The following is a 16,209-nucleotide window of genomic DNA, read 5'->3' on the forward strand; positions in this document are numbered from 1 at the left end:
TCATCCCGCTTTCAGTCCGTGCCGTGACGGAGCAGCCGGCCCGGTGTTTCCTGGGTGCATTCACCGTCGACGAACGTCGTCTTTCCGTTGACGATGATCCGGTCGTAGCCGACGGCCTTCTGGATGAGGCGCCATTCGCCGGCCGGGTAGTCCCACACCCGCTCGGCGGGCAGGCTGTCCACGGTCTGCGGGTCGTAGACGATCACGTCCGCCGGCGCCCCCTCGGCGAGGAAGCCCCGGCCCTTCAGCCCGGCGGCGGCGGCCGGGTAGGCGGACAGCCGCCAGTGCGCCTGCTCCAGCGACATGATCCCGTGCTCGCGCACCCACAGACCGAGCAGCTCGCTGGGGTAGCGCGCGGTGGTGACGAACTTCGTGTGCGCGCCGCCGTCGCTGACGCCGGGCAGCGCGACCGGCGCGTTGGCGATCTCCCGCATGGACTCGGGCGGCGTCTCCAGCAGCGGCGTCGCGAACCCGACCCGCAGCTCACCGGCGACGGCGACGTCGAGCATGGCGTCGATCGGGTGCTTGCCCTCCCGGGTGGCGATCTCGCCGATGGTGTAGCCCTCGTAGGTGTCCTTGAGGTAGCGGGCACGGGTGACGTCGCTGGAGATCCAGTGCACCTTGATGTCGTCGAGCGGGTAGCCGGCGCCGAACAGGCCGCCCCGCTGCTCGTGGACCTCCTTCATCGCCGCGCGGCGGACCGGGTCGGCCAGCTTGGCCCGCTTCTCCTCGACCGTGCCGAGCAGCGCCTCCTTCCAGCAGGGGATGGCGTCGGCGAGGTTGTACTCCTCGAACGTGAACTCGGAGGCGAAGTTGGTGGTCAGGGCCTGCGCGAAGACGCGCACACCCTCGTCCTCGTTGAGCTCGGCGAGGCGCTTCAGCGCGTCCCGGTGCGTGATCATCTGGCCGCCGTGCTGGTTGAGGGCACCATCGGCGAGCAACGCGTTCCAGATGATCGGCCGACCGCTCTCGCGGGCCATGAAGGCCGCCGTCTCCAGCGGGGAGGTGACCTGGGCGACGCCGCGGCCCAGCGAGCCCAGCGCCTGGCAGAACGCGCGAATGTCCCGCTCGCTCATCAGGTCGGTGACCATCGGCGTGCCGTCGTAGTCGAGCTGGACGTTGCCGACGTCGCCGAGGATCTGGGCGCTCAGGCCGCAGGCGCCGGCCTCCATCGCCTGGACGAGCAGCGCGCACATGCGGGCCAGCTCCTCGTCGGTCACCGTCCGGGACTTGGCCTCGTCCAGGCCGACGACGTAGCCGTAGAGCGGCGACAGCGGCACGAACGACATCACGTTCACGCCCTTGGGCGTGCGGTCGATGCTGTCGAGGAACTCGGGGAAGGTCTCCCAGTCCCACGGCATCCCGACCCGCATCGTCTCCATCGGGACGGCCTCGTTGCGCGACAGGCTCAGCATCGCCCGCTCGCGGTCGGCCGGCCTGCAGGGCGCGAACCCGAAGCCGCAGTTGCCGATCACGACGCTCGTCACGCCGTGCCAGCCGGACATCGTGCACCACGGGTCCCAGAAGACCTGGCTGTCATAGTGGGTGTGCAGGTCGACGAACCCGGGCGCCACGACCTTGCCGGACGCGTCGACGACCTCGGCACCGTCCGACGCGCTCACCCGGCCGATCTGCACGACCTGGCCGCCCCTGATGGCGACATCAGCCCGGTAACGCGGGGTCTGCAGGCCGTCGATGACGGTCCCGCCCTTGATCACAAGATCGTATAAGGACATTGCCTCAGCGCCTCCCTCGGATGCGATCTCGCCCGGGCCGAGCCGGAGGCAACACCAACCCGCTGCCACCTTCCGTGACACCCGACACAATGGGCATCGAGGAGTGTCGTATGTGGCACTCATCAGTGTCAATACTGGCGCGGATGGTGGCGCTATGGTCGCGGACGAACGCGCGCCAGCAGGACCGTGGGAACGATGCCGGCGAACGCGAGCCCGGCGGTCACCCACCACGCGTTCCGGAAGACGCCCAGCGGCACGCCCGCGCCCGCCGACGACCCACCGATCACGGCGATGACGACGGCCACTCCCAGCACGAAACCGATCTGGCGGATCATGTTGACGACGGCGGACCCGGTCGCGAACGCCTGCGGAGGCAGCGACGCGGCCGCGGCGGCCATCAGGGTCGGCAGCGTCAGGCCGACGCCGACCCCGGTGAGGATCATGCCTCCCAGCATGCCGGAGACGTAGTTCGACTCAACGGTGATCGCCAGCGCCCACCAGGCCAGTCCCGCGCCGAACACGGCGCTGCCGGCAGCCATGACGACCGCCGGCCCGTAGCGCGCGATCAGGGCACCGGCGACACCGAAGGACACCAGCGGGACCATCAGCGGCCCCGGAGCGATCGCCAGGCCGGCGCGCAGCGCCGACCAGCCCCAGTACCCCTGCACCCAGAGCACGATCGACAGCAGCATCCCGGCGAAGGACGCCGAGAACAGAACCGCCACCGCCGATGCACCGGTGAAGGCTCGATTCGTGAACAGCGCCGGCGCGACCAGCGGGTTCCGGCTCACCGCGCAGTGCGCCGCGAACAGCGCCACCAGCACCGCGCCGCCGAGCAGGGTGGCGAGCAGCGGCGGCGACGACCAGCCCCAGTCACCGCCGCGCACGAGCCCGGCGGTCAGCAGCCCCACTCCCCCCGTCGCCAGCAGCACGCCGAGCGCGTCGGGGCGTTCCGTCGGCTGGCCGGCCAGGTGCGGAAGCCTGCGGTAGCCGACCGCGAGGGCCGCGACGCCGATCGGGATGTTCACCAGGAACGTCCAGCGCCAGCTCGCGGCGACGAGCAGGCCGCCGACCACCGGGCCGACCGCCGCCGCCATGCCGCCGATGGCGGTCCAGGCGCGCACCGCGCCCTGGCGGCGCTCGGCGGAATGGGCCGCGAGCACCAGGCCCAGCGAGGTCGGGGTGACCAGCGCGGCGCCGACGGCCTGCAGCAGCCGGAAACCGATCAGCATCGCGACGCTGGTGGCCGCGGCGCAGGCGGCGGAGGCCACCGTGAACACCGCGACGCCGAGCAGGAAACCGAGGTCGCGCCGGTACCGGTCGGCGAGGCGGCCGAAGAAGACCAGCAGCGCCGCGTAGACCACGGCGTACCCGTTCAGCACCCAGGACAGCGTGCCGAGGTCCCGTTCACCGAGGTCGCGGGCGATCTGCGGCAGGGCCACATTGACCACGAACAGGTCGAGGTTCACCAGGACCACGCCGGCGCACACGATCAGCAGCACCTCGAGCCCGGACGCCGCGGCGCCCCGGCGAGGAGCGATCCGGCCCGGCGACGCGCCGCGCCGCCGCCCCACCATGAGTTCTGTCATAGGACTCACCGTAGGGGTTTGCAGTTCTATCAAGCAACCCACTAGCGTGAGGACATGGAGCGCAAGAGCTTCGCCGACATGCACTGCTCCGTCGCGCAGTGCCTCGAGGTCATCGGCGAGTGGTGGACGATGCTGATCGTCCGGGACGCCTTCCTCGGCGTGACCCGCTTCGACGAGTTCCAACGGCGGCTCGGGATCTCCCGCAACGTGCTCAACCAACGCCTCGCGGGGCTCGTCGAGGCAGGGGTGCTGGCCCGGGTGCCCTACCAGGACCATCCGGTGCGGTACGACTACCGGCTGACCGACAAGGGCCGCGCGCTGTGGCCCGTCCTGACCGCCATGCGGGAGTGGGGCGACCGCTACGCCGCACCCGACGGCCCGCCACTGCAGCTGCGGCACACCGGCTGCGGGGAGATCATGCACACCGCCCTGACCTGCTCACAGTGCGGGGAGCCGGTCGGCCTGCGGGATGTTCGCGCGATCGCCGGCCCCGGCGACCACGACGGCATCATTGCCTCGACCCGCCGCGCCACGGCCGGTACCGAAACGGCGGCGAGCCCGGTCACCGACCGATAAGATCAGGAGCCAGGTCGCGTCGGCCGGAGGGTCCGGGCGCGAGGTCACCGCAGCCTTCAGAGCAGCCTTCAGAACTCAGCTTTCAGGACGCAGCCTTCAGGAGCGCATGGCGTGCCCGACACGGATCTGATGCTGGTGCGGCACGGCGAGGCGCACTGCAACATCGCCTGGATCGCCGGCGGCGACCTGGGCTGCACCGGCCTGACACAGCGCGGCCACGCCCAGGCGGCGGACCTCGCCAGGGCCCTGCGGCCCCTGCACGACGACCGCCCCATCGACGTTCTCTACGCATCACCCCGGTTGCGGGTCCGGGAGACCGCGCAGGCCGTCAGCGACGAGCTCACACTGCCGGTGCGGATCGAGCCACGGCTGGCGGGGCCCGATCACGGCGAGGCGGACGGCCGACCGTGGGCCGACATCATCGCCGAGTTCGGCGGCCATCCCTCCGACCGGCCCGAGGAACCCTTCGCCCCGGGGTCGGAGAGCTGGGGCCAGTTCCTTGCCCGGGCCGGCGGTTGCCTGCAGGAGATGGTCAGCCGGCACGAGGGCCAGCGCGTCCTCGTCATCGCACACGGCGAGACGGTGGAGGCGGCCCATCGGTTCCGCCTGGGTATCCCGTCAGGCGTGCGCATGCCGTTCGGATTCTCCGTCGCTCACGCCTCGCTGACCTGGTGGTCCCTTCGGTGGTCCTCGGCCGGGGACACCAGGTGGTCGCTCGTTCTGCACGGAGCTGTCAGCGGCTTCCACCTGATCCGTCCCAGCAGGGAGCTCCGCAGCTGAGCGCCGGCGGGTACTCGGCCCTCGGCCAGGTCAGGGCACCCAGGGCTGGCCGACGGCGACGACCCGGCCCGCCTCGTCGAGCCGCAGGAGCATCAGGTTGGACGGCCGTTCGGCGACGAACGTCCGCAGGTCGGCGAGCGTGCCGTCCCGGTACATCTCGGGTTGCACGACCAGGGTGACCTTGACGGTCGATGCCACCGGGTACTGGCGCCGGCCCGCGTCCACCGGCTCGACGCGGTAACCGTCGAGGCACTCCTCCAGCTGGTTGGGCTGCGGTGTGCAGTGGATGTAGGCCAACCGGTCGAGAGTCAGCGTGGCACCACCGGCGGCGTCGGTGCCGGAGACAGCCGTCACGCTGCCGAAATCGTGCGCCGTACCGAAGCCGGGCAACGGCGGGTAGGCCGTGGTCGGCAGTGGTGACGGTGGAAAAGCCTGCGGCGACGGCGTTGGCGCCGCCTCGCCGGTCGCGTTCGCGCCGGGCGTGTTCGACACCGTCGCGCGGGAGTCCGGCGCGGTTTCCCGGTCGGATTCCCCGGAGCATCCCGCGAAGGCGACACACGCGACTACCGCCAGGCCAAGCCTGCTGGACAGACCAAGAAATCCCCGACCACTCACAGTGACGACCCTAGCGACCACCACGGGATGGATGCCGGATTTGCACGCCTTCTGTCCGCTTCTCGACAACACGCCGGCGCCCTGGCCGGTGTTCCCAGGGCCTCGGCTCGGCTGGTTCCCCGCACCGCGCTGCGGCGGGACGGGGAACCAGTGGCTCTGCCGAGTGCCCGTGATMGCCGGTCAGGTACAGCGCTCCACCAGCTGCCGGGTGCTCGTCGTCACCTCCGTGAGCAGGGCTGGTTCGTAGGTTCCGGCGTCCACCCGCAGCCGAAGGAAACCGACCGCTGTGGTGACCCGCTCCAGATCGCGGGCGTACTCCCCCGCGGCCCCGATCTGGTTGTAGAGCCTCTCCTGGGACGGGACGAGGTCACGGGCGAGCGTCGCGACCCCGTCCGCGGCGCCTGGCGCCGACCGGGTGAGCCGCAGCGTCTCGATCAGGTCCGGAGCCAGGTCCCGGCAGACGCCGGCGGCGAACGCACCGGCCTCGGGCAGCGGCGGTGGGCCGTCATCCGAGCAGGCCGTCGTTCCGGCGACGACGACGCCGAGAGCGAGGGCGGCGGCGAGTAAGGATGCGTGGCCGCCGCGGTGGCCGCCGCGCAGGGTTGCGCGCATGTCGTCGCCGCCCGTCAGCTCGAGCCCGAGGTGGGCAGGCCGACATAGGGGAACCAGCCCCGGAAGCGCACGTCGGGCCCGTCGACACCGTCACCGAGGCCGGTGACCGCGGCCGGCGGCTTCGGCAGCAGGGCGCCTTCCACGGCCTGCAGCGAGATGTCGACGACGTCGTCACCGAGCCGGCGGCCGTTCGGGTAGCCGGCCGTGTCACCGCCGAGGACGCCAAGCCGGTTCGGTGTCGCGGTCGGCGGGATGGACATGTTCAGCCGCAGCTGTTCCGACGGTGCGATCTTCGCCCGGTCGGCATCGGCGTTCAGCGCGTGAGCGTTCAGGTCGACACCGAGGTTGTCCTTGCTGACACCGGTCAGGAAGACCGCGACCAGATCCTTGCGCGGCGTCGGTGGCGCGGGGATCTTGTAGATCGCCTGGATGAGCTTCGGCAGCTCGGGGTCGGTGACGAACTTCAGGAACTGGGCGTCGCGGGCCGGGGTGGAGGCGTTGAACCGGTCCTTCTGCCCCAGCGGCACGACCACCTCGTTGACCAGCGGCGCGCCGAGCCGCGAGACCTGCGACCAGCCGCCGAAGGACAGCTGCTGGCCGGAGCCGTCGGTCGGCCCGTACAAGGCGGCGCTGCGCCGCTGGGTGCTGCTCCACACCCCGATCACCGGGTTCCGCGCCGGGTCGCCCCTGAGCGCGAGATCGGCCTTCGGCACCTGCAGCACGATCGAGTTCACGTTGAACCCGGCGAGGCTGTCCTGGCCGACCTCGGAGAGATCGCCCCCGTACAGCAGGTCGAACACCCTCAGGTCCAGGAAGAACGGGTCGTCGGCCTGCCCGGCGAACGTCTTGCCGCCGCCCGGTATCTGGGTGAGCGACGCCGTGCGCAGCGCAAGGTAGTCCGGCATCGACGCGTTGCCGACGTACGACGGCGCGACCGGCACCTTGTCGGCGACCACCGTGGACTTCCCGTCGCTGATCCGTTCCAGTCGGTAGGTCTGGCGGAAGTTCAGGTCCGGGTCGTCGAGGGAGGTCACCGGCCCGGTGTTGTAGAGGAACGTGTTCTGGTTGCGGTAGCTGCTGGCGAAGGTCCAGCGGTAGGTGATGTCGGGCTTCGCGTCACCGTTGTTGTCGATGTTGATGTCGTACCGGGCGTCGGTGGAGAACGGGTAGAAGTTCGGCCCGCCAGCCGGTTCCTGGAAGGGCAGCCAGTTGGCGACGAGCGTCACCGTGTTCGGGTCGTCGGGGCTGACGAAGGCGTAGGTGTCGGTGTTGTCGACCGCCGGGTCGCCGCTGATCAGCGGGGCCTCCCGGTGGCTCGACGCCTCGGCGGCGATCGGTGGGACCACCAGCGCGGCGGCCGTGGCGCCGACGACGAGCGCGGCCACGCCGACGACGCCACCGCGCCGCCGGAACAGCCGCGCCCGCCGCGGATGGCGGACACCTGCGCCGGCGCGGGCAGCCTTCTGCCTGCTCATGCTTCCCCCCTGGGGGATCGCGGGACCGGTCCTGAGCGCCGGTCCGATCAACGCCGGTGGTTCGGCGGTGAAGACCGCGCGGATCGTGTCGGCTACCCGACGTTTTTGGTCGCCGCCCGCACCGGTCCGCGGGCCTGACGGCGCCGAACCGCTGCTGGACGCCTGGCTGTACCGCCGGGCGCCTGGACGGCGGACGCGGACGCGGGGAGGACGGCCATGTGGTGGTGGCGCGGAACAAGGGCTGCGAAAAGGGCGGGGCCGAGCAGGGCGTTGACGCCCACCGGCGTGGTCTGTGCGGTCGTCCTGACGGCGGTCGTCCTGACGGCGGTCGTCCTGACGGCGGGGGCCCTGACAGCGATCGACGGGACGGCGGGCACCCAGGCGGGCGAAGGCACCGGCTCCGCACCGCCGAATCCCCGAGCAGCCGGGGCACCCGGGACAGCCCGAGCGGTGACAGGTGCGCAGGACGCCTCCGTCGCACGCTTGCAGGACCGGCTGGGCCGGGTGCCCGGCGACTGGCCGGCCTGGGCCGAGCTCGGCCTCGCCTACGTCGAGCTGGCCCGACGCACCGGCGACCCGACGTCCTACCCGCGGGCCGAGAGCGCCTTCGCCCGCTCGCTGGCACTGCGGCCCGAGGGCAACGACACCGCGCTCACCGGGCGGGCCGCGCTCGCCGCCGCGCGTCACGACTTCCTCGGCGCGCTGCGCGCRGCGGACGCCGCCATCGCCGTCAATCCGTTCAACGCGACAGCTCACGGGGTGCGGTTCGACGCCCTCGTCGAGCTCGGGCGCTACCCCGAGGCCTGGCCGGCGGCACAGACCGCGGTCGATCTGCGTCCCGATGTGGCCTCGCTGGCCCGGGTCGCCTACGCGTACGAGCTGCGCGGGCAGCCGGAGCCCGCGGCGGAGACGCTGCGGCGGGTCATCGCCGACGCGACATCCCCCGCCGACGCCGCGTTCGCCTACTTCCACCTCGGAGAGCTGGCCCGCAACCGCGGCGATCTCGACGGCGCGGCCGACGCCTACCGGCGCGGGCTCGTCCAGGACCCGTCGTCGGTGCAGCTCCTCGTCGGCCGTGCCCGGGTCGCGGCCGCCCGCGGTGAGATCGAGACCGCGCTGGCCGACTACCGCGTCGCCACCACCCGCAGCCCGCAGCCGTGGATCGTCGCCGAGCACGGCGAGCTACTCGAAGCGGTCGGCCGGATGGACGAGGCGCGCCGCCAGTACGACCTGGTGCGCTCGACCGCGGCGCTGCTTCGCGCCCAGGGCGTCGAGGTGGACGTCGAGCTGGCCCTGTTCGAGGCCGACCACGGCGAGCCGGCCACCGCGTGGACGGCGCTGGCGCCACCGGCCCCCAGCACCGGGCCCGACACGGGGCTTGGCACGACGCCGCGACGGGCCGGTGTGTTCGTCGACGACGCCCGCGGCTGGGTGCTGCACCGGCTCGGGCGGGACGACGAGGCCCTGGCCAGCGCGGACTCGGCGCTCGGACTCGGCCTGCGTCGGGCGCTGTTCCTCTACCACCGTGGCGTCGTGTGGGCGGCGCTCGGGCGGACCGAAGCCGCGATCAGCGACCTGCGCACGGCGCTGGAGACCGACCCGCATTTCTCGCCGCTGCACGTGCCCCGGGCACGCACCCTGCTCACCTCCCTCGAAGGCGGCACCCGATGACCCGCGCCGAGGCCCCGACCCGGACCTGGATCCGTCCCCATCCCCATCCCCATCCCCGTTCCCGGACCCGGACCCGGACCCGGACCTGGGCCTGGGTCCGGGCCTGGGCCTGGACCTGGCCGCGCCGGGCGGCCGCCCTCGCCACGGCTGTGGTCGCGCTGGTGCTGGCGGGCGGCGGCGCCGCGTCCGCGCATCCGCTGGGCAACTTCACGGTCAACAGCGCCAGTGTGCTGCGGGTCGGCGTCGAGACGGTCCACGTCGACGTGATCGTCGACTTCGCCGAGATCCCGACCGCGCAGCTGCGGCCCGATGTGGACGCACTGGGCCCCGCACGCTGGCAGGAGGCCGAATGCGCCCGGACGTCCAGGCAGACCAGGCTCGTGCTGGACAGCCAGGTCACCCCGCTCGTCGGCGCCGGCGGCTCGGTGACGTTCCCGCCCGGGTCCGGCGGGCTGACGACGATGCGACTGGTCTGCCGGTTCTCCGCCCAGACCGGTGGTCCGGTAGGCGCGGTGCAGTACCGGCTGGCCGCCTACACCGACCGGATCGGGTGGCGGGAGACGGTCGCCGTCGGGGACGGCACGACGCTGCTCGCCTCGGACGTGCCCGACCGCTCGCCCACCGATCTGCTCACCCGATACCCGGACGATCCTCTGCGCGGGCCGTCGGACGTCACCAGCGCCACGCTGACCGTGCGTCCCGGCGGGCCCGCGGCAACGGACCCGCTGACGGGCCCCGCGGCCGGCGCCGGTGCGCAGGGAACCGGCACACCCGGAACCGGTGCGGCCGGAACCGGTGCGGCCGCACAGGCCCGGCGGGCACAGGGCGGGGACGGCCTCACGGGCTGGGTCGACGGCCTGGTCAGGCGGGATTCGCTCACTGTCGGGGTGGGCCTGCTCGCTCTGCTCTCCGCATTCGTCCTGGGCACCGCCCATGCGTTCGCCCCGGGGCACGGCAAGACGGTCATGGCGGCCCGGATCATCGGAGGCTCGGTGACCGGGCGGCAGCTGGCCGCCACCGCGACGGCGGTGACGCTCACCCACACCTGCGGTGTGCTGATCCTCGCGATCGTGCTGTCGGCGTCGAGTGGCTTCGCTCCGGAGCGGATATATCCCTGGCTCGGCGTCGCGAGCGGCCTGCTGATAGCCGGGATCGGCGCGAGCCTGCTGCGATCGAGGCTCGCCGGCGCATCCGGGCTGCTCAGCCCGTCGGTGGCGGGTCTGGACCTCCAGGCCCTGGCCCCCGCCCACACCCACCATCGCCACAGCCACAGCCACAGCGGTGCGAACGGACACGGGCACACGCACGGACACGGACACACGCACACGCACGGGCACGGGCACGGGCACGGGCACGGGGGGCGCTGGCATACACATCCACATCCGGCGGCCGACGGGTCACAGCTGCGGAGCCTGCTCGCCGCCGGATTCGCCGGCGGGATGGTGCCGACGCCGTCGGCGATCGTCGTACTGCTCGGTGCGGTCGCGCTGGGACGGGCGTGGTTCGGGCTCCTGCTCGTCCTCGCCTACGGCGCGGGCATGGCGCTGACCCTGATCGGGGCGGGTTTCCTGCTCGACCGCACGCTCGTCCCCCTGCTGCACCGGGTGCGCGCCGCGGCCCCGGGGCTTGCCGCGGGCCTGTACTGGGCGCCGGTGGTGAGCGCGGCACTGATCGTCGTCGTCGGCGCGACAGTGGCCCTGCGCGCCAGCGTCCAGGTCATCTCGTGACCAGAGGGTACGGCGAGCGACGAGATCGGGCGAGCGGGACCGGATGATGCGGAGTGTGTGCGCTACCATGCCCATCGTGCACAGCCCGGACAGGGCGGCCGACCGGCCGCACAGGGGCTCGGCGCCCACGCCCACTCGCCACTCCGACCACGACATCGTCGACCTGCACGGTCGGGTGGTCTCCGGTGATCCGGCCGCGCTCGCCGAGGTGCACCAGCGGCATGCCCACTACCTGCTCGCGGTCGCCGTACGGGTGACCGGTGACGCCGACGCCGCCCGAGACGTCCTGCAGGAGGTGCTGGTCACCTTCTGGCAGCATCCGCTCCGGTTCGATCCGAACCGGGGTGAGCTGCGCACCTGGCTTTCCGTGCTGGCACACCGGCGGGCCGTCGACTGGGTGCGCCGGGAGTCCTCTCGGCGCACCACCGAACGGGTCGCCCGTGGCCTCGTCCAGCACGTCGACGAGGCCGTGCCCGGCGACGACCTGCTCGCTCGCGAGGACACGGACGCGGTGCGGGCCGCCGTGGCCGCGCTGCCACCGAAACAGCGTGAGGTCGTGGAGCTGGCGTACTACACAGAGCTGACCTACCGTGACATCGCGACCAAGCTCGCGATCCCCGAGGGAACCGCGAAGTCGCGGATGCGCGCCGCTCTCGCCACCCTCGCCCGTACCCTCGCCCATCAGGGAGTAGCACCGTGACGATCGAACCGCCGGTCGCGCGGACGTCCGGCACCTGTGTGGGTGAGCTGTTGGGCGCCTACCTGCTGGGCAGCTGCACCCCGGCCGAGGCCGACGCCGTCGAGAAGCACCTCGGCAGCTGCACGGCCTGCTCCACCGACGCCGCGGCCCTCCTCCCGGGAGCCCCGCAGACTCCGGTACAGCAGGCCCCGGTTCAGCAGGCCCCGGTACGGCAGAGCACGGTACGACCGGCCCCGGCACGGCAGGCCCCGGCACCGCGGGCCCCGGGGCTGCCGGGCGCGTCGGAGGGCCACCTCGCCCGGCCGGCCGACGGCCCCGGCTCGCTCACCGCCATCCTCACCGCGGCGCTCGCGGTCCGCCCGGCCGCGCCCGGGGCCCGCCGGGCGGCGCCGGGTGCGCGTATGCCGGGAACGGCCTCGGCATCGCCGCGGCACCGGCCGGGGCTGGCAGGCGCCGCGGGCGTCCCCTGCTATGGCAACCGGGTCGGCGCGCTGGACCGGCTGCTGATCGAGCTCGAGGCGAAGCACTGGCACCTGCCCACCGCGTGCGGATGGTCGGTCCGTGAGCTCGTCCTGCACCTCTACGCCGTCGACGGCCTGCTGCTGCCCGCCCTCATCTCCGCTGGCGCCCGACCCGCCCCCACCGGGGCACACGACGCCGCAGGCGGCAGGGACGAACAGGTCGAGGAGGACGCAAACGCGCAGGACGTGCAGGAGGACGCCCTGACCCGGACCGGCATCGTCCTGGACGCCGCTCGGGACTGGCCGGTCGAGGAGGTGCGGCGACGCTGGTACGAGCAGGCGGAACAGCTCTGCGCCGCCGCCGAACGGGCCGAACGGAGCCAGGCACCCCTCACCGTGACGGTCGATGGCTGGACGGCCGCGCCCGGCGATCATCTGACCTCCCGCGCGTTCGAGACGTGGATTCACACGCGGGACATCGCCACGGCTGCGGGAATCACGGTGCCGAACCCCGGCGCGGACGACCTGCACGCGATGGCCGATCTCGCCCTGCGTCTGCTGTCCGTGCCCTGGGCAGCCGCGACAGCCGCAGCGACCGCGCCCGCGCCGGAAGGGACGCTCACGGTGACGTTGACGGGGCCAGGCGGTGGCACCTGGTCACTCGGGCCGGACGGCGCACAGGTACACCCGGCCCGATCCGATCCGCGCGCGGTACCAGCCGATCCGCGCCCGGCCTCGGGCACCCTGACCGTCGAGATCGTCGAGTTCTGCCTGCTCGTCGGCGATCGCAGGCCCGCGAGCGCGGTCACCGCCCGGGTCGAGGGCGACGAGCGGCTCGCCGCCGGCCTGCTCGCGCTGGCTCCCAGCCTCGCCCGCCCCTGATCCGGGCCGCCTCCCCATCTGGGACCGCCACCCGGTCTGGGACGGCGCCCTGATCCGAGACGCCTCCGATCCGAGACGCCTCCGATCCGAGGACTGGTCCCGAACGGGACGGCTCGGGTCAGCCGACGGCGGTCACCGGGTGTACAGGGCCGGTGCCGCCGGCGAAACCGCTGAGATTGGCCATCGTCACCTCGGCGATGCGGGTGAGGGCGTCCACAGTGAAGAAGCCCTGATGGCCGGTCACCAGTACGTTCGGAAAGGTGAGCAGCCGCGCGAACACGTCGTCGTCGAACGCTCCGTGCTCGGAGCGGTCCTCGAAGAACAGCGCGCTCTCCTCCTCGTAGACGTCGATGCCGAGTGCGCCGATCCGACCCTTCTTGAGGGCCGCGATGACCGCGCCGGTGTCGAGCAGCGCGCCGCGACTGGTGTTGATCACCATCACGCCCTGTTTCGTCCGCGCCAGCGCGGCGGAGTCCAGGAGGTGGTGGGTGTCCTGGGTGAGCGGGCAGTGCAGCGAGATGATGTCCGCGTCGGCCAGCAGCCGGTCGAGGTCGACGTACTCGGCTCCCAGCTCGGCGCAGACCGGGTTCACCCGGAGGTCGTGCGCGAGCACGCGGCACCCGAAGCCGGTCATGATGCGGGTGAAGACCGTGCCGATCTCGCCGGTGCCGACCACACCGACGGTGCGGCCGTGCAGGTCGAAGCCGAGCAGGCCGGTCAGCGCGAAGTTGTACTCCCGGACCCGGTTGTAGGCCCGGCACAGGTGCCGGTTCAGGGCCAGGATGAGCGCGACCGCGTGTTCCGCCACCGCGTGCGGGCTGTAGGCGGGAACCCGCGCGACGGTGATACCGACCGCCCCGGCACGGGCGAGGTCCACGTTGTCATAGCCGGCCGACCGCAGCACGACCAGCCGGATTCCGCCCGCGGCCAGCGCGTCGAGCACCGGGGCCGAGACGTCGTCCTCGACGAACACGCAGACCGCGTCGAACCCCCGAGCGAGGCCGGCTGTCCGAGCGGTGAGGCGGTGTTCGAGAAAGTCCAGGTCGATGCCCGCCGGCCGGGCCGCGCCGAGGAAACGGCGGTCGTAGTCCTTGGCCGAGAAGACCGCCACCCGCACCTGGCATCCCGCCTTTGTCCACCCGCCGCCACAGCTTCCTTCGTCCGCAGCGAACCCTAGTCCAGGCGGGTTCGGCCAACTCGACGGCGGCGGCTGTGCGGCGGGTGGCGACCCGGTGACGGGTCAGCGGGACGGGCCGGCGGACGGTCCGTGACGGGCGAGATGGGAGTGCTCACCCGCTGGCGGCTGCCGGCACCGAGCCTGCCCTACGACGACCCGGTAGCTCCCTTTAATAGATGAACTGCTTGCCACCCTTCATCACGAACGGCACGCGCCGGAACACGTTGATGTCCTCCAGCGGGTTGCCCGCCACGCCGATGATGTCCGCGAGCAGGCCCTCGGCCAGGCGCCCGCGGTCGGTGACGTCGATCAGGTCCGCGCCCACGATCGTCGCCGCCTGGATCGCCTGCAGCGGGGTCATCCCGCGGTCGACCAGCGCGACCAGCTCCAGGGCGTTCTTCCCGTGCGGGATCGCCGGCGCGTCACTGCCGACCGCGATCTTCACCCCGGCCTCGATCGCGTTGCGGATCGAGATCTTGGCCTTCGGGAAGATGAGCGCCGCTTTGGCCTGGATCTCCGGCTCCGCGCTCTGCAGCACCGGCATGCCGTCGATCAGCGCCTGCGTCGCGACGACCCAGGTGCCCTCCTTGACCAGCAGGTTGATCGTGTCATCGTCGATCATGAAGGCGTGCTCGATGCAGTCGACGCCGCACTCGACCATCTGGCGGACGGCGACCGAGCCGTGGGTGTGCGCCGCGACCCGCAGCCCACGCCGGTGCGCCTCGTCGGTGATCGCCCGCACCTCCTCGTCGGAGTAGTGCCGGGCGCCGGATGGTCCCGAGTGGGACATCGCCCCACCGGAACCGCACATCTTGATGACCTCGGCGCCGTGCTTGATCTGGTGGCGGACCGCCTTGCGGACCTCCTCCACCCCGTTCGCCAGGCCCTCCTCGACGCTCAGCTGCAGAATGTGCGGCGCGAACTTGCCGAACATCGTCGGGTCGAGGTGGCCACCGGTCGGCGTGATGGCGTGGCCGGCGGGGACGATGCGCGGGCCGTCGATCCAGCCGACATCGATCGCGTTCTTCAGCGCCACGTCGAGCAGGTAGCCGCCGGTCTTGCAGAACAGGCCCAGGTTGCGGACCGTGGTGAAGCCGGCCCGCAGGGTGCGGCGGGCGTTCTGGGTGGCCCGCATCATCCGGGTCGGCGGGTCGTCCCGCGTCTGGCTGGTGAGCTGGTGCTCGCCAGGCCCGCCCATCAGCAGGTTGAGCTCCATGTCCATCAGGCCGGGCAGCAGGGTCAGGTCACCGAGGTCCAGGACCTCGCCCTCCGGCCTGCCGCCGAGGCCGACGATCCGCTCGCCCTCGATCTTCACGATCCCGGGCCGGATGATCTCCCCGGTGTCGACATCGAGCAGGCCAGCGGCCTTGAGCGTCAACATCGCGTCCTCCTCGTCGCAGTGCCTCGTCGTCGCGGTGCTGCCTCGTCGCAGCGCCGTCGCGCCTCGTCGCCGGCCGATCCGCGGCCGCGCCACAGCGCCACCGCCAGCAGAAACCAGGTTCTCAGCTTGAGAGCATCAGATTTTCACACCTTGGCACCGGACGAAAGTCCTACCTCGGCGGGGCGCCCGGCCACCCGGGCAGCAGCGCCGCCCGAGCGCCCCGTCGCCGGCGGTCACCGGGCCACCCGGGCCCGGCCCGTCACCGGGTCGCCCGGGTTCCGGYGGTACTGCCCGGTCCGCGGCGAGTCGGCCGCTTCCCGGTCCGCGGCGAGTCAGGGCTTCGTGAAGTCCATCCGCAGGCGGGTCAGCTTCTGCGACCTGATCCGCCAGGCTCCGTCGGCCTTCTCGTACGTCTCGTGGTAGTGCCCGAAGCCGATCAGCTCGGAGCCGTCCGGGAAGCGGATGCGGTCCTCCATCGCCCAGATGCCGGTCGCCGTGGACGGCGCGGTCACCGCGATCTCCGGGGTGTGGCAGTGGTGCACGGTCACACTCTCCGACAGCGCCGGCCGCAGGAACTCCAGGAACGCGTCGGCACCGGTGATGACGTCACCGCCGGAGTCGGTCGAGTCCAGCACCGCGTCGTCGGTGAACAGCGCGCGGAACTCGTCCCAGCTCTTCGTGTCGAGCAATCGGCAGTACCGGGCCTTGAGCTGCCTGATCTGTTCGATGTCGTCCATGGGCACCTCTCCGTCGGGGGGCACAGGCCACGGAGAGCCGTCGGATCGCCTCCCCTGGCCGCGCCGGGCACCGAGCAGGATCGCCCATCA

The 16,209-nt window shown here is 72.3% G+C and carries 14 protein-coding genes; 6 read left to right on the forward strand and 8 right to left on the reverse strand.

The annotated features are described in order from the left end of the window. Positions 1 to 11: 11 nt before the first annotated feature. Together CcI49_RS05530 and CcI49_RS05535 are read right to left on the reverse strand one after the other, a co-directional pair. The gene (locus CcI49_RS05530) at positions 12 to 1,736 is read right to left on the reverse strand and encodes an amidohydrolase family protein (protein WP_076824749.1); all 1,725 of its coding nucleotides are present in this window, start codon (positions 1,734 to 1,736) and stop codon (positions 12 to 14) included. Positions 1,737 to 1,888: 152 nt separating this feature from the next. Then, positions 1,889 to 3,325: an MFS transporter gene (locus CcI49_RS05535; RefSeq protein WP_076824751.1), complete on the reverse strand. Its 1,437-nt coding sequence runs from the start codon at positions 3,323 to 3,325 to the stop codon at positions 1,889 to 1,891. A gap of 54 nt (positions 3,326 to 3,379) precedes the next feature. Here CcI49_RS05535 and CcI49_RS05540 point away from each other — a divergent pair, with 54 nt between their 5' ends. Then, complete coding sequence (locus CcI49_RS05540; RefSeq protein WP_054567658.1) at positions 3,380 to 3,901, forward strand: helix-turn-helix domain-containing protein; 522 nt, start codon at positions 3,380 to 3,382, stop codon at positions 3,899 to 3,901. A 111-nt stretch (positions 3,902 to 4,012) separates the two neighbouring features. After that, entirely contained in the window at positions 4,013 to 4,681 is a 669-nt protein-coding gene (locus tag CcI49_RS05545) for a histidine phosphatase family protein (RefSeq protein WP_076824754.1), read from the forward strand. Positions 4,682 to 4,711: 30 nt separating this feature from the next. Here CcI49_RS05545 and CcI49_RS05550 read toward each other — a convergent pair whose 3' ends face one another. The 3 genes from CcI49_RS05550 to CcI49_RS05560 all read right to left on the reverse strand — a co-directional run bounded on the left by CcI49_RS05550 (position 4,712) and on the right by CcI49_RS05560 (position 7,383). Beyond that, positions 4,712 to 5,173 (reverse strand): hypothetical protein, encoded by a 462-nt coding sequence (locus tag CcI49_RS05550; RefSeq protein WP_235498025.1) that lies wholly within the window; start codon positions 5,171 to 5,173, stop codon positions 4,712 to 4,714. Positions 5,174 to 5,476: 303 nt separating this feature from the next. Further along, a complete protein-coding gene (locus tag CcI49_RS05555; protein WP_076824756.1) occupies positions 5,477 to 5,908 on the reverse strand; it encodes a hypothetical protein in 432 nt (143 codons plus the stop codon). Between the two features lie 14 nt (positions 5,909 to 5,922). Beyond that, a complete protein-coding gene (locus CcI49_RS05560) occupies positions 5,923 to 7,383 on the reverse strand; it encodes a DUF4331 domain-containing protein (RefSeq protein ID WP_054567661.1) in 1,461 nt (486 codons plus the stop codon). Positions 7,384 to 7,653: 270 nt separating this feature from the next. On the opposite strand from CcI49_RS05560, the gene CcI49_RS05565 reads away from it, so the two are divergent. The 4 genes from CcI49_RS05565 to CcI49_RS05585 all read left to right on the forward strand — a co-directional run bounded on the left by CcI49_RS05565 (position 7,654) and on the right by CcI49_RS05585 (position 12,824). Then, on the forward strand, positions 7,654 to 9,054 hold the full coding sequence (locus CcI49_RS05565; protein WP_076824758.1) for a tetratricopeptide repeat protein: 1,401 nt from the start codon (positions 7,654 to 7,656) through the stop codon (positions 9,052 to 9,054). After that, a complete protein-coding gene (locus tag CcI49_RS05575) occupies positions 9,051 to 10,781 on the forward strand; it encodes a high frequency lysogenization protein HflD (protein WP_083749322.1) in 1,731 nt (576 codons plus the stop codon). Before CcI49_RS05565 ends, CcI49_RS05575 begins: the two co-directional genes overlap by 4 nt. 67 nt (positions 10,782 to 10,848) lie before the next feature. Then, positions 10,849 to 11,481: a sigma-70 family RNA polymerase sigma factor gene (locus CcI49_RS05580; RefSeq protein WP_235498027.1), complete on the forward strand. Its 633-nt coding sequence runs from the start codon at positions 10,849 to 10,851 to the stop codon at positions 11,479 to 11,481. Then, positions 11,478 to 12,824, forward strand: coding sequence for a maleylpyruvate isomerase N-terminal domain-containing protein (locus tag CcI49_RS05585; protein WP_076824762.1), 1,347 nt, complete (start codon positions 11,478 to 11,480; stop codon positions 12,822 to 12,824). Before CcI49_RS05580 ends, CcI49_RS05585 begins: the two co-directional genes overlap by 4 nt. A 118-nt stretch (positions 12,825 to 12,942) precedes the next feature. Here the strand turns inward: CcI49_RS05585 and CcI49_RS05590 are convergent, their stop codons facing one another. From CcI49_RS05590 to CcI49_RS05600, 3 genes are all read right to left on the reverse strand, one after another. Then, complete coding sequence (locus tag CcI49_RS05590; RefSeq protein WP_054567665.1) at positions 12,943 to 13,941, reverse strand: 2-hydroxyacid dehydrogenase; 999 nt, start codon at positions 13,939 to 13,941, stop codon at positions 12,943 to 12,945. 229 nt (positions 13,942 to 14,170) lie between these two features. Then, on the reverse strand, positions 14,171 to 15,382 hold the full coding sequence (locus tag CcI49_RS05595; RefSeq protein ID WP_054567927.1) for an amidohydrolase family protein: 1,212 nt from the start codon (positions 15,380 to 15,382) through the stop codon (positions 14,171 to 14,173). A 332-nt stretch (positions 15,383 to 15,714) separates the two neighbouring features. Further along, complete coding sequence (locus tag CcI49_RS05600) at positions 15,715 to 16,119, reverse strand: nuclear transport factor 2 family protein (RefSeq protein WP_054567666.1); 405 nt, start codon at positions 16,117 to 16,119, stop codon at positions 15,715 to 15,717. Positions 16,120 to 16,209: the final 90 nt, after the last annotated feature.

It is taken from the genome of Frankia sp. CcI49 (genome assembly GCF_001983215.1).
Taxonomy (GTDB): Bacteria; Actinomycetota; Actinomycetes; order Frankiales; family Frankiaceae; genus Parafrankia; species Parafrankia irregularis.